This window comes from Streptomyces sp. NPDC040589, assembly GCF_055594445.1.
The window spans coordinates 401,097-423,881 of sequence record NZ_JBVIWP010000006.1 but is presented as its reverse complement, the minus strand read 5'-3'; the positions used below and the strand labels follow the sequence as shown (position 1 = coordinate 423,881).

Annotated in this window: 18 protein-coding genes; 16 read left to right on the top strand and 2 right to left on the bottom strand. The window is 70.2% G+C overall.

The genetic code is table 11. The annotated features are described in order from the left end of the window. Window positions 1-28: 28 nt before the first annotated feature. Complete coding sequence (locus ACZ58V_RS27845) at window positions 29-580, bottom strand: beta-class carbonic anhydrase (RefSeq protein WP_468193509.1); 552 nt, start codon at window positions 578-580, stop codon at window positions 29-31. 372 nt (window positions 581-952) lie between these two features. Between ACZ58V_RS27845 and rsmH the strand changes: the two genes are divergently transcribed. From rsmH to ACZ58V_RS27765, 16 genes are all read left to right on the top strand, one after another. Next, entirely contained in the window at window positions 953-1,909 is a 957-nt protein-coding gene (gene rsmH, locus ACZ58V_RS27840; protein WP_471293214.1) for a 16S rRNA (cytosine(1402)-N(4))-methyltransferase RsmH, read from the top strand. A gap of 46 nt (window positions 1,910-1,955) precedes the next feature. Next, entirely contained in the window at window positions 1,956-2,405 is a 450-nt protein-coding gene (gene ftsL, locus ACZ58V_RS27835) for a cell division protein FtsL (RefSeq protein ID WP_468193505.1), read from the top strand. A gap of 271 nt (window positions 2,406-2,676) precedes the next feature. After that, entirely contained in the window at window positions 2,677-4,632 is a 1,956-nt protein-coding gene (locus ACZ58V_RS27830) for a peptidoglycan D,D-transpeptidase FtsI family protein (protein WP_468193504.1), read from the top strand. Between the two features lie 199 nt (window positions 4,633-4,831). Then, the gene (locus tag ACZ58V_RS27825; RefSeq protein WP_468193503.1) at window positions 4,832-6,352 is read left to right on the top strand and encodes a UDP-N-acetylmuramoyl-L-alanyl-D-glutamate--2,6-diaminopimelate ligase; all 1,521 of its coding nucleotides are present in this window, start codon (window positions 4,832-4,834) and stop codon (window positions 6,350-6,352) included. 28 nt (window positions 6,353-6,380) lie between these two features. After that, window positions 6,381-7,787 carry a UDP-N-acetylmuramoyl-tripeptide--D-alanyl-D-alanine ligase gene (locus ACZ58V_RS27820; RefSeq protein WP_468193501.1) on the top strand — a complete coding sequence of 469 codons (1,407 nt, stop codon included), beginning with the start codon at window positions 6,381-6,383 and terminating at the stop codon, window positions 7,785-7,787. Further along, window positions 7,787-8,878 carry a phospho-N-acetylmuramoyl-pentapeptide-transferase gene (mraY, locus tag ACZ58V_RS27815; RefSeq protein WP_468193652.1) on the top strand — a complete coding sequence of 364 codons (1,092 nt, stop codon included), beginning with the start codon at window positions 7,787-7,789 and terminating at the stop codon, window positions 8,876-8,878. The genes ACZ58V_RS27820 and mraY overlap by 1 nt, the downstream gene beginning before the upstream one ends. Further along, window positions 8,860-10,308, top strand: coding sequence for a UDP-N-acetylmuramoyl-L-alanine--D-glutamate ligase (murD, locus tag ACZ58V_RS27810; RefSeq protein ID WP_471293209.1), 1,449 nt, complete (start codon window positions 8,860-8,862; stop codon window positions 10,306-10,308). The genes mraY and murD overlap by 19 nt, the downstream gene beginning before the upstream one ends. Before the next feature lie 145 nt (window positions 10,309-10,453). Next, the gene (gene ftsW / locus ACZ58V_RS27805) at window positions 10,454-11,818 is read left to right on the top strand and encodes a putative lipid II flippase FtsW (protein ID WP_468193497.1); all 1,365 of its coding nucleotides are present in this window, start codon (window positions 10,454-10,456) and stop codon (window positions 11,816-11,818) included. 6 nt (window positions 11,819-11,824) lie between these two features. After that, window positions 11,825-12,922, top strand: coding sequence for an undecaprenyldiphospho-muramoylpentapeptide beta-N-acetylglucosaminyltransferase (murG, locus tag ACZ58V_RS27800; RefSeq protein WP_189729075.1), 1,098 nt, complete (start codon window positions 11,825-11,827; stop codon window positions 12,920-12,922). Window positions 12,923-12,948: 26 nt separating this feature from the next. Further along, complete coding sequence (locus ACZ58V_RS27795; RefSeq protein ID WP_468193495.1) at window positions 12,949-13,743, top strand: cell division protein FtsQ/DivIB; 795 nt, start codon at window positions 12,949-12,951, stop codon at window positions 13,741-13,743. Between the two features lie 288 nt (window positions 13,744-14,031). Next, window positions 14,032-15,225 (top strand): cell division protein FtsZ, encoded by a 1,194-nt coding sequence (gene ftsZ / locus ACZ58V_RS27790; protein ID WP_189729071.1) that lies wholly within the window; start codon window positions 14,032-14,034, stop codon window positions 15,223-15,225. Window positions 15,226-15,235: 10 nt separating this feature from the next. Continuing rightward, window positions 15,236-15,967, top strand: a complete 732-nt coding sequence (gene pgeF / locus ACZ58V_RS27785) for a peptidoglycan editing factor PgeF (RefSeq protein ID WP_471293206.1) — start codon at window positions 15,236-15,238, stop codon at window positions 15,965-15,967. Window positions 15,968-15,973: 6 nt separating this feature from the next. Continuing rightward, complete coding sequence (locus ACZ58V_RS27780; RefSeq protein ID WP_471293204.1) at window positions 15,974-16,693, top strand: YggS family pyridoxal phosphate-dependent enzyme; 720 nt, start codon at window positions 15,974-15,976, stop codon at window positions 16,691-16,693. 129 nt (window positions 16,694-16,822) lie between these two features. Further along, the gene (locus ACZ58V_RS27775) at window positions 16,823-17,464 is read left to right on the top strand and encodes a cell division protein SepF (protein WP_466202682.1); all 642 of its coding nucleotides are present in this window, start codon (window positions 16,823-16,825) and stop codon (window positions 17,462-17,464) included. A 59-nt stretch (window positions 17,465-17,523) separates the two neighbouring features. Continuing rightward, complete coding sequence (locus ACZ58V_RS27770) at window positions 17,524-17,808, top strand: YggT family protein (protein ID WP_115908676.1); 285 nt, start codon at window positions 17,524-17,526, stop codon at window positions 17,806-17,808. Window positions 17,809-17,864: 56 nt separating this feature from the next. Next, window positions 17,865-19,001, top strand: coding sequence for a DivIVA domain-containing protein (locus ACZ58V_RS27765; RefSeq protein WP_468193491.1), 1,137 nt, complete (start codon window positions 17,865-17,867; stop codon window positions 18,999-19,001). A gap of 183 nt (window positions 19,002-19,184) precedes the next feature. On the opposite strand, the gene ileS is transcribed toward ACZ58V_RS27765, so the two are convergent. After that, on the bottom strand, window positions 19,185-22,328 hold the full coding sequence (gene ileS, locus ACZ58V_RS27760; protein WP_468193490.1) for an isoleucine--tRNA ligase: 3,144 nt from the start codon (window positions 22,326-22,328) through the stop codon (window positions 19,185-19,187). Window positions 22,329-22,785 lie beyond the last annotated feature (457 nt).

Sequence of the window (22,785 nt, the reverse complement as noted above, 5' to 3'; positions counted from 1 at the left end):
CGGGGTGGTGACGGGGCGGGTGACCAGGTCAGGAGGCGGGGTCGATCTCCCGCAGCAGGCCGGTCCCGACGTCGTAGACGAATCCGCGGACGTCGTCGGTGTGCGGCAGGAACGGCGAGGTGCGTACGCGCCGCATCGACTGCCGTACGTCCTGGTCGACGTCCTGGAAGGACTCCACCGCCCAGGCCGGGCGCTGGCCGACCTCGGCCTCCAGGTCGCCCCGGAAGTCCTCGGTGAGGGTCTCCATGCCGCAGCCGGTGTGGTGGACGAGGACGACGCTCCGCGTCCCCAGCTTGCGCTGGCTGATGGTGAGGGAGCGGATCACGTCGTCGGTGACGACGCCGCCGGCGTTGCGGATGGTGTGGCAGTCGCCGAGCTCGAGGCCGAGCGTGGCGAGCGGGTCGAGGCGGGCGTCCATGCAGGCCACGACGGCCACGTGCAGGGCGGGCTTGGCGTCCATCCCGGCGTGGCCGAAGTCGGCGGCGTACCGGGTGTTGGCATCGACGATGCGGTCGGTGACCGTGCCGCTTCCGGCTATGGCGCTCTCCGAACCCGTGGGAACTGATGCAGAAGTCGTCATATTCATGACGGTACTGGTCACGACTGTTTCGGGCCCGCTGTGAGAGCGGACAAAGAACGCCATCGGGCCTTGGAGTGAGGTAACCCACAAGGGTGGTGTGCCTGCCGGTCGCGACGCGCAGGCCGGTTGATTGACCGGGAGACACGGTGGACTAAAGTGACGCGAAGCGGGAGGCGAGACTCTCCCCGCTGGACTGATTTCCCCGGAGATCCGGCGACGCCCGGCGATCTCCCCACGTGCGCGGCGCGTACGTACGGCTCGGCCTCCTCCCGCTCCCGGTCGGCTGACGCTTCCGGCGCCGGCAGGCCTCCCCTTCAGCAGCGGGCGGGGACCCGGCGGTGCGTAAGCCCGTGCCGGATCTGAGAGGCCCCCTTGAGCCAAAGTCGACACGTCCCGGTGATGCTCCAGCGGTGCCTGGACCTGCTGGCACCCGCCCTGGAGGGCCCGGACCCGGTGGTCGTCGACTGCACCCTCGGCCTCGGCGGCCACAGCGAGGCACTCCTCGAGCGGTTCCCCGAGGCGCGGCTCGTCGCCCTCGACCGCGACAAGGAGGCCCTGCGCCTGTCCGGCGAGCGCCTCGCGCCCTACGGGGAGCGCGCCACCCTCGTCCACGCGGTGTACGACGAACTGCCCGAGGTGCTGGACAAGCTCGGCATCGCGCGCGTGCGGGGTGTCCTGTTCGACCTGGGCGTCTCCTCCATGCAGCTCGACGAGGCCGACCGCGGCTTCGCCTACGCCCAGGACGCCCCGCTCGACATGCGGATGGACCAGACGACCGGCGCCAGTGCCGCCGAGGTCCTCAACACGTACCCGCCGGGCGAACTCGTCCGCATCCTGCGGGCGTACGGCGAGGAGAAGCAGGCCAAACGGATCGTGGCCGCGGTCGTGCGCGAGCGCGAGAAGGAGCCGTTCAGCAACAGCGCGCGGCTGGTCGAGCTGATCCGGGACGCCCTGCCGCAGGCCGCCAAGCGCACCGGCGGCAACCCGGCCAAGCGCACCTTCCAGGCGCTGCGCATCGAGGTCAACGGCGAGCTCTCCGTCCTGGAGCGGGCGATCCCGGCCGCCGTGAAGGCGCTCGACGTGGGCGGGCGGATCGCGGTGCTGTCGTACCACTCGCTGGAGGACCGGCTGGTCAAGCAGGTGTTCGCGGCGGGCGCCGCCACCACCGCGCCGCCCGGACTGCCCGTCGTGCCCGAGCGTTACCAGCCGCGGCTCAAGCTGCTCACGCGCGGTGCCGAACTCCCCACGGAAGAGGAGATCGCCGAGAACCGGCGCGCGGCACCGGCGCGGCTGCGCGGGGCGCAGCGCATCAGAGAGGACGTCGAGTGAGCCACGTGCAGGGCGGCCGGTGTGTTCCGGACCCGAGGGAGCGTGAGTGAGCAGCAAACCCGAACTGAAGGGGAGGGCGGCCCGTCTCGCGCGGCTCATCCCGACCGGCACCGCGCGGGCGGCCCGCATGCCGTTCGTGCTCCTCGTGGTCCTCCTCCTCGGCGGCGGCCTCATCGGCCTCCTGGTGCTGAACTCGGCCCTCAGCGAAGGCGCGTTCAAGCTCGACGACCTCCAGCGCGAGACCAAGAGCCTCACCGACGAGGAACAGGCCCTCCAGCGGGACATCGACGCCTACTCCGCCCCCGAGGCCCTCCAGCGCCGCGCCCGCGAGCTCGGCATGGTGCCCGGCGGCGACCCCGCCTTCCTCGACCGCGACGGCACCGTCAAGGGCGTCCCCAGCGCCGCCCCCGGCGTCTGGCAGAGCGCCGCTCACACCCCCCTGGTCCTCGCCCCCGAGGCCATGCCCAACGGCCCCGCCCCGACCCCCGGCAGGTGACGGAAGTGTCCGACAGGCAACCCCCGCGCCGCCGGGTACCGGCTCTCGCCGGCCCCGGCTGCCCCCGTGATCCTGGTGTTCGTCCGGCCCTTGGCCCGGTTTCCGCTCGTGGGCTCGTGGCGGCTCGGGTCTTGGGCCGGGTGGATCGGGTGTCCGCTGGGCGGTCGCCGCTGGGCGCCGCGGGCCCTGAGGCCCGGTGCCGGCCCGGCCGTGGGCCCGCCGCCGTGTCCCTTCGCCCCCAGACCGCCCCGACCCCCGGCAGGTGACGGAAGTGTCCGACAGGGAACCCCCGCGCCGCCGCGTGCCCGGCCCCGCCAGGCCCGCTCGGCCCGATGCACGGCGGCGTCCCGGGCCCGGTGCCCGTCCGGCCCGGCGGCCGGCGCAACGGCCTGGGGCGCCCCGGCCGTTGCGGCTGGGCAGCCCCCGGCCCCGGCTGCGGCTGGTCGGGCTCGCGCTGACGCTGGTGATGATCGCCTTCGTCGTGCGGCTGTTCCAGGTGCAGGCCGTCGACGCGAGTACGTACGCGGCCAAGGCCGAGCAGAACCGCTACGTGGGACAGGTGCTGGCCGCGGACCGGGGCGAGATCACCGACCGGTCCGGTGTGGCCCTGGCGACCAGCGAGGACGCCTACGACATCACGGCAGACCCCACGATGTTCGCCCCGGACCACCTGAAGATCGGTGACGGTCCCGAGCAGGCCGCCGCGCTCCTCGCACCGATCCTCGGCCAGGACCAGGAGGCCCTGGTCAAGAAGCTGCGGCCGAAGAACAAGAACCTGCGCTACGCGAAGCTGGCCTCCCGCCAGACCCCGCAGGTCTGGAAGCAGATCAAGGACCTGAAGTCCGCGCTCGCCAAGAAGGAGGAGACGGACAAGTCCGCGCACAACGTCCTCGCGGGTGTCTTCTCCGTCGCCACCAGCAAGCGCGTGTACCCCAACGGCGACCTCGCCGCCGGGATACTGGGCTGGGTCAACGGCGAGGGCAAGCCCGGCGGCGGCATCGAACTCCAGCTGGACAAGCAGCTGGCCGGCAAGGACGGCAAGATCCGCTACGCCCAGTCCGGCGGCCGTCTCGTCCCCACCGTGGGCTCCACCGAGACACCCGCCGTGCCCGGCAGCGACGTCGAACTCACCATCGACCGCGACATCCAGTGGGCCGCCCAGAAGGCCATCACCGACCAGGTGAAGGAGTCCGCGGCCGACCGGGGCTACGTCATCGTCCAGGACACCCGCACCGGCCAGATCCTGGCCATGGCCAACTCACCCGGCTTTGACCCCAACGACCTGTCCGACGCCGACTCGGCCGCGCTCGGCAACGCGGCCGTCCAGGACGCCTTCGAGCCCGGCTCCACCGCCAAGGTCATGTCGATGGCCGCCGTCCTCCAGGAGAACACCGCCACCCCGATGACCCACGTCGTCGTGCCCAACCGGCTGCACCGCGGCGACCGGCTCTTCAAGGACGACATCGACCACCCGACCTGGTACCTGACGCTCAACGGCGTCCTCGCCAAGTCGAGCAACATCGGCACCATCCTCGCCACCGGCCAGCTCGGCAAGACCCAGGCCCAGTCCAACAAGGTCCTCTACGACTACCTGCGCAAGTTCGGCCTCGGCAGCTACACCGGCCTCGGCTTCCCCGGCGAGACCAAGGGCATCCTCGCCCCGCCCGACAAGTGGTCGACCTCGCAGCAGTACACGATTCCTTTCGGCCAAGGCGTCTCCATCAACGCCATGCAGGCGGCGTCCGTGTACTCGACCATCGCCAACGGCGGCGTCCGCGTCGAACCCACGCTCGTCCGCGGCACCAAGGGCCCCGAAGGCCGCTTCACCCCGGCCCCCGAGCCCAAGAAGAACAGGGTCGTCAGCGCCAAGACGGCGAAGACCCTCGCCCAGATGCTGGAGTCCGTCGTGGACGACGAGGAGGGCACCGGCACCAAGGCGCGCATCCCCGGCTACCGCGTCGCGGGCAAGACGGGCACGGCCAACCGCGTGGATCCGGCCACCGGCAAGTACCACGGCTATACCTCGTCGTTCGCCGGCTTCGCCCCTGCCGACAAGCCGCGCGTCACCGTCTACTGCGCCATCCAGAACGCCACCCAGGGCAGCTACTTCGGCGGCCAGATCTGCGGCCCCGTCTACAAGCAGGTCATGGAGTTCGCACTGAAGTCCCTCCAGGTCCCGCCGACCGGCGCCAAGGCCGCGAAGCTGCCCGTCTCCTTCCAGAACTGACCCCTCACCTTCCGGAACCGAACCCCCGAGCCCTGATCAGCACCGAGCCACCAGGACCGCCCCCGTGACAACGATCACCCCCGACCCCGGGAACCAGAGCGCCGCCGCCCCCTCACTTCGCCCGGAGGCGGGTACGCCCGGTACGCTCACCGCCGTGCCACACGCTGATCAGTCCCAAACCACCCAGAAGGGCCATCCCGTGACATACCCCGGGCCGCCCAGGCCGGTGCAGGTCTCCGCCACACCCCTCGCGGAACTCTCCGACCAGCTGGGTGCCCCCGCGCCGGACAGCGCCGCCGAGGTCACGGGCATCACCCACGACTCCCGCGCCGTACGCCCCGGCGACCTGTACGCCGCCCTCCCGGGCGCCCGCCTGCACGGCGCCGACTTCGTCACGCAGGCCGCCGGCCTCGGCGCGGCCGCCGTGCTGACCGACCCCACCGGCGCGGAACGCGCCGCGGAGTCCGGGCTGCCGGTCCTCGTCGTCGACGACCCCCGCGCGCGGATGGGCGAGCTGGCCGCCACGATCTACGGCCACCCCGGCCGGGACCTGCTCCAGATCGGCATCACCGGCACCTCCGGCAAGACCACCACCGCCTACCTCGTCGAGGGCGGCCTGAAGACCGTCAGGTCCACCGGCCTGATCGGCACGGTCGAGATGCGCATCGGCGACGAGCGCATCAAGTCCGAGCGCACCACCCCCGAGGCCACCGACCTCCAGGCCCTGTTCGCCGTCATGCGCGAGCGCGGCGTCGACGCGGTCGCCATGGAGGTCTCCAGCCACGCCCTGGTCCTCGGCCGGGTCGACGGCTGTGTCTTCGACATCGGCGTCTTCACCAACCTCAGCCCGGAGCACATGGAGTTCCACTCCGGCATGGAGGACTACTTCCAGGCCAAGGCGCAGCTGTTCACGCCGGAACGCGGCAAGCTCGGCGTGGTCAACGTCGACGACGAGTACGGCCGCAGGCTGGCGAACGAAGCCACCGTCCCGGTCGTCACCTACTCCGCGGAGGGTCACCCCGACGCCGACTGGCGCGCCGAGGACGTCGAGGTCGGCCAGCTGGACTCGACGTTCACCGTCATCGGCCCCAAGGGCGAGCGGATCAGCGCCAAGTCGCCGCTGCCGGGCCCCTTCAACGTGGCCAACACCCTCGCCGCGATCGTCGCCCTGGCCGTCGCCGGCCTCGACCCGCAGGCCGCCGCCGACGGTGTCGCCGCCGTACCCGGCGTGCCGGGCCGGCTGGAGCGCGTGGACGCCGGGCAGCCCTACCTCGCGGTCGTCGACTACGCCCACAAGACGGACGCGGTCGAATCGGTCCTCAAAGCGCTCCGCAAGGTCACCGAGGGCAAGCTGCACATCGTCCTCGGCTGCGGCGGCGACCGGGACAAGTCCAAGCGTGAGCCCATGGGTGCCGCGGCGGCCCGGCTCGCCGACACCGCCGTACTGACCTCCGACAACCCCCGCTCCGAGGACCCCCTCGCGATCCTCGCCACGATGCTCCAGGGCGCGGCCTCCGTGCCCGCGCACGAGCGCGGCGAGGTGCAGGTCTTCGAGGACCGGGCCGCCGCGATCGCCGCCGCCGTCGCCCGTGCCGAGCCCGGCGACACCGTGCTGGTCGCGGGCAAGGGCCACGAGCAGGGCCAGGACATCGCCGGGGTGGTCCGTCCCTTCGACGACCGCCAGGTACTCCGCGAAGCCGTCCAGAAGACCCAGGGATGAAAATCCAGAAGACCCAGGGGATGAACTTGTGATCGCCCTCTCCCTCGCCGAGATCGCAGAAGTCGTCGGCGGGCAGACGCACGACATACCGGATCCGTCCGTCCAGGTCACCGGCCCGGTCGTCCGTGACTCCCGCGAGGCGGTGCCGGGCAGCCTGTTCGCCGCCTTCGCCGGCGAGCGCGTGGACGGACACGACTACGCGGCGGCGGTCGTCGAGGCGGGGGCGGTGGCCGTGCTCGGCACCCGGCCCGTCGGCGTGCCCGCGATCGTCGTGGACGACGTCCAGACGGCCCTCGGCGCCCTCGCCCGGCACGTCGTACGACGTCTCGGTGCCACCCTCGTCGCCCTCACCGGCTCGGCGGGCAAGACCAGCACCAAGGACCTCATCGCGCAGGTGCTCCAGCGCAAGGCCCCCACGGTGTTCACGCCCGGCTCCCTCAACAACGAGATCGGACTGCCGCTGACCGCGCTCAGCGCCACCGAGGAGACCAGGTTCCTCGTCCTGGAGATGGGCGCCCGGGGCATCGGGCACATCAGCTACCTCGCCGGTCTGACGCCCCCGAAGGTCGGCCTCGTCCTCAACGTCGGCAGCGCCCACATCGGCGAGTTCGGCGGCCGTGAGCAGATCGCCCAGGCGAAGGGCGAACTCGTCGAGGCACTCCCGGAGAACGGAACCGCCGTCCTCAACGCGGACGACCCCTACGTACGGGCCATGGCCGCCCGTACGAAGGCGAAGGTGATCTTTTTCGGAGAGTCCGGCGAAGCGGACGTTCGCGCCGAGAACGTGCGACTCACGGACACCGGACAGCCCTCGTTCAGGCTTCACACACCCTCCGGTGCAAGTGACGTGACCATGCGCCTGTACGGTGAGCACCACGTGTCGAACGCGCTCGCCGCGGCCGCCGTCGCCCACGAACTGGGCATGTCCGCAGACGAGATCGCCGTGGCGCTCTCCGAGGCGGGCTCCCTCTCCCGCTGGCGGATGGAGGTCACCGAGCGCCCGGACGGCGTGACGATCGTCAACGACGCCTACAACGCGAACCCCGAGTCCATGCGAGCCGCTCTGCGCGCGCTCGCGGCGATGGGCAAGGGGCGGCGGACCTGGGCGGTGCTCGGCAAGATGGCCGAGCTCGGGGACGAGGCTCTCGCCGAGCACGACGCGGTCGGGCGGCTCGCCGTCCGGCTCAACGTCAGCAAGCTCGTCGCGGTCGGTGGCAGGGAAGCCGCCTGGCTGCAACTGGGCGCATATAACGAGGGTTCGTGGGGTGAGGAGTCGGTGCACGTGTCCGACGCACAGGCGGCGGTCGACCTGTTGCGCAGCGAGTTGCGCCCGGGGGACGTCGTGCTCGTGAAGGCGTCCCGTTCGGTCGGCCTCGAGAGCGTGGCGCAGGCGCTCATCGAGTCCGGTGCCGAGGGTGAGGTTTCCGCCCGATGATGAAGCAGATCCTGTTCGCAGGAGTCATTGGCCTCTTCCTGACCCTGGTCGGCACCCCGCTGCTGATCAAGCTGCTCGCCCGCAAGGGCTACGGCCAGTACATCCGCGACGACGGCCCGCGCGAGCACGCCAGCAAGCGCGGTACGCCGACCATGGGCGGTATCGCCTTCATCTTCGCGACGGTCGCCGCGTACTTCCTGGCCAAGGTGATCACGGGATATCTGGACCCGGAGGCCGACGCGGCGCCGACCTTCTCGGGTCTGCTGGTGCTCGGCCTGATGGTCGGCATGGGCCTGGTCGGCTTCCTCGACGACTACATCAAGATCGTCAAGCGGCGTTCGCTGGGTCTGCGGGCCAAGGCGAAGATGGCCGGCCAGCTGATCGTCGGCATCGGGTTCGCGGTGCTGTCGCTCCAGTTCGCGGACAACCGCGGCAACACCCCCGCCTCCACGAAGCTGTCGTTCATCACGGACTTCGGCTGGACGATCGGCCCCGTGCTCTTCGTGGTCTGGGCGCTGTTCATGATTCTCGCGATGTCGAACGGCGTGAACCTGACCGACGGTCTGGACGGTCTGGCCACCGGCGCCTCGGTGCTCGTCTTCGGCGCCTACACCTTCATCGGCGTCTGGCAGTTCCAGGAGTCCTGCGCCAACGCGCAGACGCTGACCAACCCGGGCGCCTGCTTCGAGGTGCGGGACCCCCTCGACCTCGCGGTGGTGGCCTCCGCGCTGATGGGCGCCTGCCTCGGCTTCCTGTGGTGGAACACCTCGCCGGCCAAGATCTTCATGGGTGACACCGGTTCGCTCGCGCTCGGCGGTGTGCTCGCCGGCCTCGCGATCTGCTCCCGCACCGAGCTGCTGATCGCCCTCCTCGGCGGCCTGTTCGTCCTGATCACCATGTCGGTGGTCATCCAGGTCGGCTCCTTCAAGCTCACCGGCAAGCGCGTCTTCCGGATGGCGCCACTCCAGCACCACTTCGAACTCAAGGGCTGGTCCGAAGTGCTTGTCGTGGTCCGCTTCTGGATCATTCAGGGCATTTGTGTGATCGTTGGACTAGGCCTCTTCTACGCAGGATGGGCAGCGGACAAGTGACCTCCTCGGAGCCCTTCGCCTTCCAGGGCAAGCACGTCACCGTCGCCGGGCTCGGCGTCTCCGGTGTCCCGGCGGCCAAGGTGCTGCACGGCCTCGGCGCGATCGTCACGGTCGTCAACGACGGCGCCGACGAGCGCGCCCGGGCGCAGGCGGCCGAGCTGGAGGCGCTCGGCATCACCGTGCGCCTCGGCGACGGCGACACGCTGCCCGAGGGCTCCGAACTGATCGTCACCGCGCCCGGCTGGAAGCCGGACAAGCCGCTGTTCGCGGCGGCCGAGCGGGCGGGCGTCCCCGTCTGGGGCGATGTCGAACTGGCCTGGCGCCTGCGCGGCCGGGACGGCAGAGAAGCAGCTCCCTGGCTGGCCGTCACGGGCACCAACGGCAAGACCACGACCGTTCAGATGCTCGCGTCGATCCTGGAGGCGGCGGGCCTGCGCACCGCCGCCGTCGGCAACATCGGCGTCTCGCTCCTGGACGCGGTGCTCGGCGAGGAGCGGTACGACGTGCTCGCCGTGGAGCTGTCCAGCTACCAGCTCCACTGGGCGCCGTCGCTGCGCGCCCACTCGGCCGCCGTGCTGAACCTCGCCCCCGACCACCTCGACTGGCACGGCTCCATGGAGGCGTACGCCGCCGACAAGGGCCGCATCTACGAGGGCAATCAGGTCGCCTGCGTCTACAACGTGGCCGACAAGGCCACCGAGGACCTCGTCCGCGAGGCCGACGTCGAGGAGGGCTGCCGGGCCGTCGGCTTCACCCTGGGCACGCCCGCGCCCTCCCAACTCGGTGTCGTGGAGGGCATCCTGGTCGACCGCGCCTTCGTCGAGAACCGGCAGAAGAACGCCCAGGAGCTGGCCGAGGTCGCCGACGTGAACCCGCCGGCCCCGCACAACATCGCCAACGCCCTCGCGGCGGCGGCCCTCGCCCGGGCCTACGGCGTGCCCGCCAAGGCCGTACGGGACGGCCTGCGGGCCTTCACCCCGGACGCCCACCGCATCGCGCACGTGGCCGATGTGGACGGCGTCGCGTACGTCGACGACTCCAAGGCCACCAACACGCACGCGGCGGAAGCCTCGTTGGCGGCCTACGAGCCGATCGTGTGGATCGCGGGCGGGCTCGCCAAGGGTGCCGTCTTCGACGAACTGGTCGCCAAGTCGGCGCGGCGGCTGCGTGGGGCCGTGCTGATCGGCGCGGACCGCGCGCTCATCCGGGAAGCCCTCGCGCGACACGCCCCGGAAGTACCCGTCGTCGACCTCGACCGGACCGACACTGGGGCGATGCTCCAGGCCGTCCAGGAGGCGCGGCGGCTCGCACAGCCCGGCGACACGGTGCTGCTGGCCCCGGCCTGCGCCTCGATGGACATGTTCACCAACTACAACAAGCGCGGTGACGCGTTCGCGGAGGCGGTTCGCGAACTCGGCGCGGGCACCTGACGGTCGGTCTCGGCCACGACGGGTGCTTCGGGACCCTTGGAGGGACGCGTGACTCGGAAGTGGCCCGAGACCAACCGGCGGACACCCGCCGCCGACCGGGGGCCGACGCCCCCACCCCTCCCACGCGCATCCGCGGGAGCCGTCCATGCCCGGTAGCCGTACCGGAGGGCCGCCCGCGCAGCGGCCCGTCCGCCGGCCCGCCGCGCCCCGGGCGTCGCGCGAGAGCGGTGTCCTCGGCCTGTACCTGCGGGCGCGCAGGGGCTGGGACCGGCCGCTGACCGCCTACTATCTGATCTTCGGCGGCAGCCTGCTGATCACGGTGCTGGGGCTGGTGATGGTCTACTCGGCCTCCCAGATCACCGCGCTGCAGATGTCCCTTCCGGGCTCGTACTTCTTCCGTAAGCAGCTGCTCGCGGCGGTGATCGGCGCCGGTCTGCTGTTCGCCGCCTCACGGATGCCGGTGAAGCTGCACCGGGCGCTGGCCTACCCCATCCTCGCGGGCGCCGTCTTCCTGATGACCCTGGTGCAGATCCCGGGGATAGGAGTGTCGGTCAACGGCAACCAGAACTGGATCGCGGTCGGCGGCTCCTTCCAGATCCAGCCCAGCGAGTTCGGCAAGCTCGCCCTCGTGCTGTGGGGCGCCGACCTGCTCGCCCGCAAGCAGGACAAGAAGCTGCTGACCCAGTGGAAGCACATGCTCGTCCCGCTGGTGCCGGCCGCCTTCATGCTGCTCGGGCTGATCATGATCGGCGGCGACATGGGCACGGCGATCATTCTCACAGCCATCCTGTTCGGCCTGCTCTGGCTGGCCGGCGCGCCCACACGGCTGTTCGCCGGTGTGCTGTCGATCGCCGCCGTGCTGGGCCTGATCCTCATCAAGACCAGCGCCAACCGCATGGCCCGACTGCAGTGCCTCGGCGCCACCGAACCCCAGTCGGGCCCCGTCGACTGCTGGCAGGCCGTCCACGGCATCTACGCCCTGGCCTCGGGCGGGATCTTCGGCTCCGGGCTGGGCGCGAGTGTGGAGAAATGGGGCCAACTCCCCGAAGCCCACACCGACTTCATCTTCGCCGTCACCGGTGAGGAACTGGGCCTGGCGGGGACGCTGTCGGTACTCGCCCTCTTCGCGGCTCTAGGCTATGCGGGTATCCGCGTGGCCGGACGCACGGAGGACCCCTTCGTGAGGTATGCCGCGGGAGGCGTGACCACCTGGATCACGGCCCAGGCCGTGATCAACATCGGTGCGGTGCTCGGTCTGCTGCCGATCGCCGGCGTCCCCCTCCCGCTGTTCTCCTACGGGGGATCCGCCCTGCTGCCGACCATGTTCGCCATCGGGCTGCTGATCGCCTTCGCACGCGACGAGCCCGCTGCGCGGGCGGCGCTTGCGATGCGGCAACCCCGCTTTGGTAGAAAGCGGGGTACTGGGGGCACCGGTTCCATTCGGAGTCCCCGGAGATGGAACACGATGCGACGGCGTGCCTCGGCGGCGCGCTCGTCCGGAGAGCGGTGAATTTCGGTGCATGTCGTACTCGCCGGCGGAGGAACCGCGGGCCACATCGAGCCCGCGCTCGCCCTCGCGGACGCCCTGCGCAGGCAGGATCCGAGCGTGGGCATCACGGCCCTGGGAACGGAGCGCGGCCTCGAGACACGTCTCGTACCCGAGCGTGGGTACGAACTCGCGCTGATCCCGGCCGTTCCGCTGCCGCGCAAGCCCACCCCCGAGCTGATCACCGTCCCGGGCCGGTTGCGCGGGACGATCAAGGCGACCGAGCAGATCCTGGAGCGCACCAAGGCGGACGCCGTGGTCGGCTTCGGCGGCTACGTCGCCCTGCCCGGCTACCTCGCGGCCAAGCGCCTCGGCGTGCCGATCGTCATCCACGAGGCCAACGCCCGCCCGGGCCTGGCCAACAAGATCGGCTCGCGCTACGCCAGCCAGGTCGCCGTCTCCACCCCGGACAGCAAGCTGCGTAACTCCCGTTACATCGGCATCCCGCTGCGCCGCTCCATCGCCACCCTGGACCGGGCCGCCGTACGCCCCGAGGCCCGGGCCGCCTTCGGTCTCGACCCGAACCTGCCCACGCTGCTGGTCACCGGCGGCTCCCAGGGCGCCCGCCGGCTGAACGAGGTCGTCCAGCAGGTCGCGCCCTGGCTCCAGCAGGCCGGAATCCAGATCCTGCACGCGGTCGGTCCGAAGAACGAACTGCCGCAGGTCCACCAGATGCCGGGAATGCCCCCCTACATCCCGGTAAGTTACCTGGACCGGATGGACCTCGCGTACGCCGCGGCGGACATGATGCTCTGCCGCGCGGGCGCGATGACCGTCGCCGAACTCTCCGCCGTCGGGCTCCCGGCCGCCTACGTTCCGCTGCCCATCGGCAACGGCGAACAGCGGCTCAACGCCCAGCCGGTGGTCAAGGCCGGCGGCGGTCTGCTGGTCGACGACGCGGAGCTGACCCCCGAGTGGGTCCAGCAGAATGTCCTGCCCGTGCTCGCCGACCCGCACCGGCTGTACCAGATGTCCCGCAGTGCCGCCGAGTTCGGCCGCCGGGACGCCGACGACCTGCTCGTCGGCATGGTGTACGAGGCGATCGCCGCCAGTCGTGCACACCGCTAGGACCGTATGACGGAAGGCAGGGGAGCGTGGCCGGATCGACCACCGCCGAGCGCGGTGAACGCCAGCAGAGGTCGTCCGGCCCGCCGCCCCGCCCGCGGTCGAGGCGGGCCCGGCTTCGTGTGATTGTCATTCTGGGCCTCGCCCTGGTCTTCCTCGGCTTCCCGACGGTATGGCTGTTCTACGGCTCCGACTGGCTGCGTGCCGAGCGCGTCTCGGTGTCGGGTACCAGGGTCCTGACACCGGCTCAGGTCCGGGCCGCCGCCGATGTTCCCCTCGGGAAGCCGCTGATTTCCGTCGACACCGAAGCGATCGAGACGAGACTGCGCCGGAAATTGCCCCGAATTGACTCGGTTGACGTGGTGCGCTCCTGGCCCGATGGAATCGGGCTGAAAGTGGTCGAGCGGACTCCGGTTCTGATTGTCCAAAAGGGCGGAAAGTTCGTCGAAGTGGACGATGAAGGTGTCCGTTTCGCCACGGTCTCCGAGGCGCCGAAAGGCGTGCCCGCACTGGAATTGACCCTGTCCCGGTCCAGCTCCGCCGCCGCGAGCCTGCGCCGCTTCGGCGAGTCCCGGCTGGTGCGCGAGGCGGTCGTCGTCGCCCGTGCCGTTCCGGCCGCCGTCGCCCGCGGCACACAGACCGTCAAGGTCCGTTCCTACGACGACATCTCGCTGGAGTTGAGGGACGGCCGCACGGTCGTCTGGGGCAGCAGCGAGAAGGGCGCGGTCAAGGCCCGTACGCTCACCGCCCTGATGAAAGCCTCGCCCGGCGCGCGCTACTTCGACGTGAGTGTTCCCACCGCGCCCGCGTCATCAGCGAGTTGACGCACATCCGCGCAGGCCAGCACCCTGGTTGGGCAGTGCTACGGCTGATCACATAGGGTGAAAAGAAAAACGGGAGGTTCGGCGTGTTCGTTGAACGTGCGCCACTTGTCGACTTAGTGTCCTGTTCAGAAGACTCCAAGGAACAGACACACTGGTAACCCTAAACTTCAGGGTTAGGGTTCGGGTCGGCGATACGGACCGTCCCATTCGGCATCAGTCGTCGGGTCGCGGGGCGCAGCGCGTCACGGTGATTCGGCGACACGTAACTCGAGGCGAGAGGCCTTCGACGTGGCAGCACCGCAGAACTACCTCGCAGTCATCAAAGTCATCGGTGTCGGCGGCGGTGGTGTCAATGCCATCAACCGGATGATCGAGGTCGGTCTCAAGGGCGTCGAGTTCATCGCCATCAACACCGACGCGCAAGCTCTGTTGATGAGCGACGCCGACGTCAAGCTGGACGTCGGCCGTGAACTCACCCGCGGACTCGGCGCCGGAGCCAACCCGGCCGTGGGCCGCAAGGCCGCCGAGGACCACCGCGAGGAGATCGAGGAGGTCCTCAAGGGGGCCGACATGGTCTTCGTGACAGCCGGTGAAGGCGGCGGCACCGGCACCGGCGGCGCGCCCGTCGTGGCCAACATCGCCCGCTCGCTCGGCGCTCTCACCATCGGTGTGGTCACGCGTCCGTTCACCTTCGAGGGGCGGCGCCGCGCGAACCAGGCCGAGGACGGCATCGCCGAGCTCCGCGAAGAGGTCGACACCCTCATCGTCATCCCGAACGACCGGCTGCTGTCCATCTCGGACCGCCAGGTCTCGGTGCTGGACGCCTTCAAGTCGGCCGACCAGGTCCTGCTCTCCGGTGTCCAGGGCATCACCGACCTCATCACCACCCCCGGCCTCATCAACCTCGACTTCGCCGACGTCAAGTCGGTCATGTCCGAGGCGGGCTCGGCGCTGATGGGCATCGGCTCGGCGCGCGGCGACGACCGCGCGGTGGCCGCCGCCGAGATGGCGATCTCCTCGCCGCTGCTGGAGGCGTCCATCGACGGCGCCCGCGGTGTGCTGCTCTCGATCTCCGGCGGCAGCGACCTCGGTCTGTTCGAGATCAACGAGGCCGCCCAGCTGGTGAGCGAGGCCGCTCACCCCGAGGCGAACATCATCTTCGGCGCGGTCATCGACGACGCCCTCGGCGACGAGGTCCGGGTCACCGTGATCGCGGCCGGCTTCGACGGCGGCCAGCCGCCGTCCAAGCGGGACAACGTCCTCGGCTCGTCCTCGGCCAAGCGCGAGGAGCCGGCCCCGGCACGGCAGACCGAGAGCCGCCCGTCCTTCGGCTCGCTCGGCAGCGTGACCCCGAAGGAGGACCCGGAGCCCGCTCCGGAGCCGGTCAACGACATCCCGGTCGCCCCGCCGGTCCCGCCGGCGCCGCGGACCTACTCGGACAGCGCGGCCGAGGAACTGGACGTACCGGACTTCCTCAAGTGATCCTTCAGTCGTGATAGGACAGCGCGAAAGCGTGAGCGGCGCGCACTTCGGCTTCACCGACCGGTGGGGCGGAGTGAGCGCCGCTCCGTATGAGGAGCTCAATCTCGGCGGAGCGGTCGGCGACGACCCCGACGCCGTACGCACCAACCGGGACCTGGCCGCCAAGTCCCTGGGTGTCGAGCCGGACCGGGTGGTCTGGATGAACCAGGTGCACGGAGCCGACGTGGCGGTGGTGGACCGGCCGTGGGGATCTTCGTCCGAGATTCCGTCGGTCGACGCGATCGTCACGGTGAAGCGGGGGCTCGCCCTCGCCGTGCTCACCGCGGACTGCGTGCCGGTCCTGCTCGCCGACCCGGTCGCCGGGATCGTCGCAGCGGCTCACGCGGGCCGGCCCGGCATGATCGCCGGGGTCGTCCCGGCCGCGCTACGCGCGATGACCGAACTGGGCGCCGAGCCCTCCCGGATCGTCGCCCGCACCGGGCCCACCGTCTGCGGCCGGTGTTACGAGGTACCCGAGGCGATGCGCGCCGAGGTGTCCGCCGTCGAGCCGGCGGCGTACGCCGAAACCAGTTGGGGCACTCCGGCGGTCGACGTGAGTGCCGGAGTGCACGCCCAGCTCGAACGGCTCGGGGTGCGCGACCTGGCGCGGTCTCCGGTGTGCACGCTGGAGTCGAACGATCACTTCTCGTACCGCCGCGACCGCACCACCGGTCGACTCGCGGGCTATGTGTGGCTGGACTGATGGGGCATGACGGACCGTAAGGACGAACTCGCCGCGAATCTGGCGAATGTTGAGCGGCGCATCGCGGAGGCGTGCGCGGCCGCCGGCCGGGGGCGCGAGGAAGTGACCCTGATCGTGGTCACCAAGACCTATCCGGCGAGCGATGTGCGCGTGCTGTCGGAACTCGGGGTGCGGCATGTCGCCGAGAACCGCGACCAGGACGCGGCCCCCAAGGCCGCCGCCTGCGCGGATCTGCCCCTTACATGGCATTTCGTCGGTCAACTCCAGACCAACAAGGTGCGATCGGTGGCCGGTTACGCGGACTTCGTGCAGTCCGTCGATCGTTCCAAGCTCGTCACAGCTCTGTCGAAGGAAGCCGTCCGGACCGGGCGTGAACTGGGGTGTCTCCTCCAGGTCGCGCTCGACGCCGGGGAGAGCGCGAGGGGTGAGCGGGGCGGCGTGGCCCCCGGCGGGATCGAGGAGTTGGCCGGCCTCGTGGCCGAGGCGCCGGGGTTGCGGCTCGGCGGACTGATGACCGTCGCGCCGCTCACCGGCGAGTACGCGGGACGCGAACAGGCGGCTTTCGAGCGGTTGATGGTTTTGTCGACCGACCTGCGCCGGAGTCATCCGACTGCCACCATGGTCTCGGCAGGGATGAGCGCGGACCTCGAACAGGCCGTGGCGGCCGGAGCGACACATGTGCGCGTCGGCAGCGCGGTACTCGGAGTCCGCCCCAGGCTCGGGTAACGTCGCCAGGAAGTCGGACCACAGCAGAAAATATGGTCATTGCCGCCAATAGGCGGACTCAAGGACCTCGTGGATCGCAGGCACTTGGCAGTCGTCAGCAGATCCACCACAGAGCGGAGGACTCAGAGCATGGCCGGCGCGATGCGCAAGATGGCGGTCTACCTCGGCCTCGTGGAGGACGATGGGTACGACGGCCGCGGATTCGACCCCGACGACGACTTCGAACCCGAACTGGACCCGGAGCCCGAGCGGGACCACCGACGGCACGAGCCGTCCCATCAGCCGCACGTCTCACATCAGCCCCAAAGGGACGAAGAGGTACGAGTCGTACAGCCGTCCGCGCCTCGCGAACCGGCCCCCCGTTCCGCTTCGCTCCCCGCGGAATCCGGCCGCCCGGCGCGCATCGCGCCCGTGGCATCCATCACACAAGAACGCGCAAGTCTGGAGAAGAACGCACCGGTGATCATGCCCAAGGTCGTGTCCGAACGAGAGCCTTACCGGATCACCACACTCCACCCACGGACCTACAACGAGGCCCGTACCATCGGGGAACACTTCCGTGAAGGCACTCCGGTGATCATGAATCTGACTGAGATGGATGACACAGATGCGAAGCGACTTGTCGACTTTGCGGCTGGTCTGGTGTTTGGTCTTCACGGCAGTATTGAGCGGGTGACGCAGAAGGTGTTCCTGTTGTCGCCTGCTAACGTCGATGTCACGGCGGAGGACAAGGCCCGCATCGCAGAGGGCGGGTTCTTCAACCAGAGCTGAGACGCACCACCGGAAACAGCAGTACCCAGCAGGGCACAGGGGAGAGGGAAGCGCAGGTCATGAGCGTGGTTTTGGATGTCATCTACATCGCGCTGATGTGCTTCCTCATCGTGCTCATCTTCCGGTTGGTCATGGACTATGTCTTCCAGTTCGCCCGCTCATGGCAACCCGGCAAGGCGATGGTGGTCGTTCTGGAGGCCACCTACACTGTCACTGATCCACCGCTCAAGCTTCTGCGGCGGGTCATTCCGCCGCTGCGTCTCGGGGGCGTGGCGCTAGACCTGTCCTTCTTCGTACTGATGATCATCGTCTACATCCTGATCTCGATCGTGAGCCGGCTGTGATGAGCGATGTGACCTACCGTCTTGCCGAATGCCGACGACTACGTTGAGGTGAAGAGATGCCGTTGACCCCCGAGGACGTGCGGAACAAGCAGTTCACGACCGTCCGCCTCCGAGAAGGCTATGACGAGGACGAGGTCGATGCCTTCCTCGATGAGGTCGAAGCCGAACTGACCCGCCTGCTCCGCGAGAACGAGGACCTGCGCGCCAAGCTGGCCGCGGCCACGCGCGCTGCTGCCCAGAACCAGCAGAACATGCGCAAGCCTCCGGAGCCCCAGCAGGATCAGCAGCAACAGCAGCAGCAACAGCAGCAGGGCATGCGCGGTCCGGGTGGTCCCGTACCCGCCGGCATATCGGGCCCGCCGCAGCAGCAGATGGGTGGCCCCATGGGTGGTCCGCCCCAGCTGCCGAGCGGTGCCCCGCAGCTGCCCGCCGGTCCCGGCGGTCAGGGTGGTCCGCAGGGTCCCGGCCCCATGGGCCAGGGTCCGGGCGGTCCGGGCCCGATGCAGCAGCAGATGCAGCAGCAGATGGGTGGTCCGATGGGCGGCCCCATGGGCGGTCCTCCGATGGGCGGCCCCGGTCAGGGAGGCCCCGGTGGCGACAGCGCCGCCCGTGTCCTCTCGCTGGCCCAGCAGACCGCCGACCAGGCGATCGCCGAGGCCCGTTCCGAAGCCAACAAGATCGTCGGGGAAGCGCGTTCGCGTGCCGAGGGTCTGGAGCGTGACGCCCGTGCCAAGGCCGACGCCCTGGAGCGGGACGCGCAGGAGAAGCACCGCGTGGCGATGGGCTCCCTGGAGTCCGCTCGCGCCACGCTGGAGCGCAAGGTCGAGGACCTGCGCGGCTTCGAGCGCGAGTACCGCACGCGCCTGAAGTCGTACCTGGAGTCGCAGCTGCGTCAGCTGGAGACCCAGGCCGACGACTCGCTGGCTCCGCCGCGCACTCCGGCTGCCGCGTCCCTCCCGCCGTCCCCGGCGCCTTCCATGGCTCCGGCCGGCGCGAGCGCCCCGTCCTACGGTGGCGGCAACCAGTCGATGGGCGGCGCCCCGTCGCCGTCCGGTCCGTCCTACGGCGGTCAGCAGCAGATGTCGCCGGCGATGACCCAGCCGATGGCGCCGGTGCGTCCGCAGGGCCCGTCGCCGATGGGTCAGGCGCCCTCGCCCATGCGGGGCTTCCTGATCGACGAGGATGACAACTGACGGCCTGATGGCCAGTAGTACGGCGTAGACATCGGCAGCGTTCAGGGCGAGGCCCCGGGTTGATCCCGGGGCCTCGCCCTTTGCCATGCCTGTTCGTGCGTACGCAACCGCGTTCGTGCGACGCAACGCCGAAGGCCCGGTCCCACCAAGATCTTTGGCGGGACCGGGCCTTCGGTCTGAGCGTTACGCCTTGCGCAGGCGGAACGTCAGGGACAGACCCTCGTCGCTGAAGGGCTCGCCGTAGGTGTCGTCCGCCTCGCCCTGGGCGAAGTCCGTCGCCAGGACCTCGTCGGCGATCAGGCCAGCGTGGCCGGTCAGGGCCGCGACCGTCGCCGCGTCCGTGGCGGTCCAGCGCAGCGCGATGCGGTCGGCCACGTCGAGGCCGCTGTTCTTGCGGGCCTCCTGGATCAGCCGGATCGCGTCACGGGCCAGGCCCGCACGCCGGAGCTCCTCCGTGATCTCCAGATCGAGGGCGACCGTGGCACCCGAGTCGGACGCCACCGACCAGCCCTCGCGCGGCGTCTCCGTGATGATCACCTCGTCGGGAGCCAGCGTGATGGTCTCGCCGTCGACCTCCACCGACGCCGTGCCCTCGCGCAGGGCCAGGGACAGGGCGGCCGCGTCCGCGTTCGCGACGGCCTTGGCCACGTCCTGGACGCGCTTGCCGAACCGCTTGCCCAGCGCGCGGAAGTTGGCCTTGGCCGTGGTGTCGACGAGGCTGCCGCCGACGTCGCTCAGGGTCGCGAGCGACTCGACGTTCAGCTCCTCCGTGATCTGGGTGCGCAGCCCGGCGTCCAGCGCGTCGAAGCCCGACGCGGCGATCAGGGCGCGGGACAGCGGCTGACGCGTCTTGACACCGGACTCCGCGCGCGTGGCACGGCCCAGCTCCACGAGCCGGCGCACCAGCACCATCTGCTTCGACAGCTCCGGGTCGATGGCCGTGAGGTCCGCCTGCGGCCAGGAGGACAGATGGACCGACTCCGGGGCGCCCGGGGTGACCGGAACGATCAGGTCCTGCCAGACCCGCTCGGTGATGAACGGGGTCAGCGGGGCCATCAGCTGTGTGACCGTCTCGACGACCTCGTGCAGCGTGCGCAGCGCCGCCTTGTCGCCCTGCCAGAAGCGGCGACGGGAGCGGCGCACGTACCAGTTCGACAGGTCGTCGACGAACGCGGACAGCAGCTTGCCGGCGCGCTGGGTGTCGTAGGCGTCGAGCGCCTGGGTGACCTGGTCGGTGAGCGCGTGCAGTTCGGACAGCAGCCAGCGGTCCAGGACCGGGCGATCGGCCGGGGCCGGGTCGGCCTCCGACGGGGCCCAGCCCGACGTACGGGCGTACAGGGCCTGGAAGGCGACCGTGTTCCAGTAGGTGAGGAGCGTCTTGCGGACGACCTCCTGGATGGTGCCGTGGCCGACGCGGCGGGCCGCCCAGGGGGAGCCTCCGGCCGCCATGAACCAGCGGACCGCGTCGGCGCCGTGCCGGTCCATGAGCGGGATGGGCTCCAGGGTGTTGCCCAGGTGCTTGGACATCTTGCGGCCGTCTTCGGCGAGGATGTGGCCGAGGCAGACCACGTTCTCGTACGACGACTTGTCGAAGACCAGGGTGCCGACCGCCATCAGCGTGTAGAACCAGCCGCGGGTCTGGTCGATGGCCTCGCAGATGAACTGCGCCGGGTAGCGGGCCTCGAAGGTCTCCTTGTTCTTGTACGGGTAGCCCCACTGCGCGAACGGCATCGAACCCGAGTCGTACCAGGCGTCGATGACCTCGGGCACGCGCGTGGCCGTCCGGCCGCACCCGTCCTGCGGGCAGGCGAAGGTGACCGCGTCGATGTACGGGCGGTGCGGGTCGAGCCCCGACTGGTCGGTGCCGGTCAGCTCGGTCAGCTCGGTGAGGGAGCCGACGCAGGTGAGGTGGTCGTCCTCGCAGCGCCAGATCGGCAGCGGCGTGCCCCAGTAGCGGTTGCGGGAGAGAGCCCAGTCGATGTTGTTGTCCAGCCAGTCGCCGTACCGGCCGTGCTTGACCGTGTCCGGGAACCAGTTGGTGTTCTCGTTCTCCGCGAGGAGACGGTCCTTGATCTCCGTGGTGCGGATGTACCAGGAGGGCTGCGCGTAGTACAGCAGCGCGGTGTGGCAGCGCCAGCAGTGCGGGTAGCTGTGCTCGTACGGGACGTGCCGGAAGAGCAGGCCGCGCTCGTCGAGGTCGGCGGTGAGCTGCTCGTCGGCCTTCTTGAAGAAGACGCCGCCGACCAGGGGCAGGTCCTCCTCGAAGGTGCCGTCCGGGCGGACCGGGTTCACGACGGGCAGGCCGTAGGAGCGGCAGACCTTGAGGTCGTCCTCACCGAAGGCGGGGGACTGGTGGACGAGGCCCGTGCCGTCCTCGGTCGTGACGTAGTCGGCGTTGACCACGTAGTGGGCCGGCTCGGGGAACTCGACAAGCTCGAACGGGCGCTGGTACGTCCAGCGCTCCATCTCGGCGCCCGTGAAGGTCTGGCCGGTGGTCTCCCAGCCCTCGCCGAGGGCCTTGGCGACGAGCGGCTCGGCGACGACCAGCTTCTCCTCGCCGTCGGTGGCGACGACGTAGGTGACCTCGGGGTGCGCGGCGACGGCCGTGTTGGAGACCAGGGTCCAGGGCGTGGTCGTCCACACCAGGAGCGCGGCCTCGCCGGCGAGCGGGCCGGAGGTGAGCGGGAAGCGGACGAACACGGACGGGTCGACGACCGTCTCGTAGCCCTGCGCCAGCTCGTGGTCGGACAGACCCGTGCCGCAGCGGGGGCACCAGGGGGCGACGCGGTGGTCCTGGACCAGCAGGCCCTTGTTGAAGATCTCCTTGAGCGACCACCACACCGACTCGATGTACGCGGGGTCCATGGTGCGGTAGGGGTCGTTGAGGTCGGTCCAGAACCCCATGCGGGTCGTGAGCTCTTCGAAGGCGTTGGTGTGCCGGGTCACCGACTCGCGGCACTTCGCGTTGAACTCGGCGATGCCGTACGCCTCGATGTCCTGCTTGCCGGAGAAGCCGAGCTCCTTCTCCACCGCCAGCTCCACCGGGAGACCGTGGCAGTCCCAGCCGGCCTTGCGGGCGACGTGGTAGCCGCGCATGGTGCGGAAGCGGGGGAAGACGTCCTTGAAGACGCGGGCCTCGATGTGGTGGGCGCCGGGCATGCCGTTGGCGGTGGGCGGGCCCTCGTAGTACACCCACTCGGGGCGGCCCTCGGACTGCTCCAGGCTCTTGGTGAAGATCTTCTGCTCGTCCCAGAAGGCGAGCACCGTGTGCTCGAGGGCGGGCAGGTCGACCTGGGCGGGCACCTGGCGGTACGTCGGCGATGTCATCAGCGGGCTTCCTCCGGCGGACTTGCTGCCTTCCGTCCGGAGGGACGAGAGCTGTGACTGTGCCTGCGCCGTCTTCGGCGCGCTCCCGCGGTACCACCCTCCTTGGCCCTCCGGTGCGGGGTGTGCGCCGGTGAGCCCCCTCATTGGGTCGCGATGCCGGTTCTACCGGCCGCTGCTGTTCGGCTGCGGCTTTCCTCCGGCGGCTCCGGGGTGATCTTCACGTCGCGCTCGCCCCCGGGCTTCCACCGTCCCCGGGTCGCTCTGGGCTGCGTACGCCGCTACTCGTCCCCATCCACGCTTTTCGCTCCGCCCAGTGTACGGCGCCGGGCGGACAGCGGCCGACCGCTTTTCGGGGCCGCCGGGGACGGGGTGACGCGGGAGGCGCGGTTTGGGTTTGATGACCCGAATGGCGAGGTATGGGTCTTCGGATCCTGGGACGTCCGGCTCGGCGGATTAC

Bases quoted from the DNA above. Each gene is read 5' to 3' on its own strand.
- ACZ58V_RS27845 (WP_468193509.1), bottom strand. From the start codon at position 580: ATGACGACTTCTGCATCAGTTCCCACGGGTTCGGAGAGCGCCATAGCC.
- mraY (WP_468193652.1), top strand. From the start codon at position 7,787: ATGAAGCAGATCCTGTTCGCAGGAGTCATTGGCCTCTTCCTGACCCTG.
- murD (WP_471293209.1), top strand. From the start codon at position 8,860: ATGGGCAGCGGACAAGTGACCTCCTCGGAGCCCTTCGCCTTCCAGGGC.
- ftsW (WP_468193497.1), top strand. From the start codon at position 10,454: ATGCCCGGTAGCCGTACCGGAGGGCCGCCCGCGCAGCGGCCCGTCCGC.
- ACZ58V_RS27780 (WP_471293204.1), top strand. From the start codon at position 15,974: ATGACGGACCGTAAGGACGAACTCGCCGCGAATCTGGCGAATGTTGAG.
- ACZ58V_RS27775 (WP_466202682.1), top strand. From the start codon at position 16,823: ATGGCCGGCGCGATGCGCAAGATGGCGGTCTACCTCGGCCTCGTGGAG.
- ACZ58V_RS27770 (WP_115908676.1), top strand. From the start codon at position 17,524: ATGAGCGTGGTTTTGGATGTCATCTACATCGCGCTGATGTGCTTCCTC.
- ACZ58V_RS27765 (WP_468193491.1), top strand. From the start codon at position 17,865: ATGCCGTTGACCCCCGAGGACGTGCGGAACAAGCAGTTCACGACCGTC.
- ileS (WP_468193490.1), bottom strand. From the start codon at position 22,328: ATGACATCGCCGACGTACCGCCAGGTGCCCGCCCAGGTCGACCTGCCC.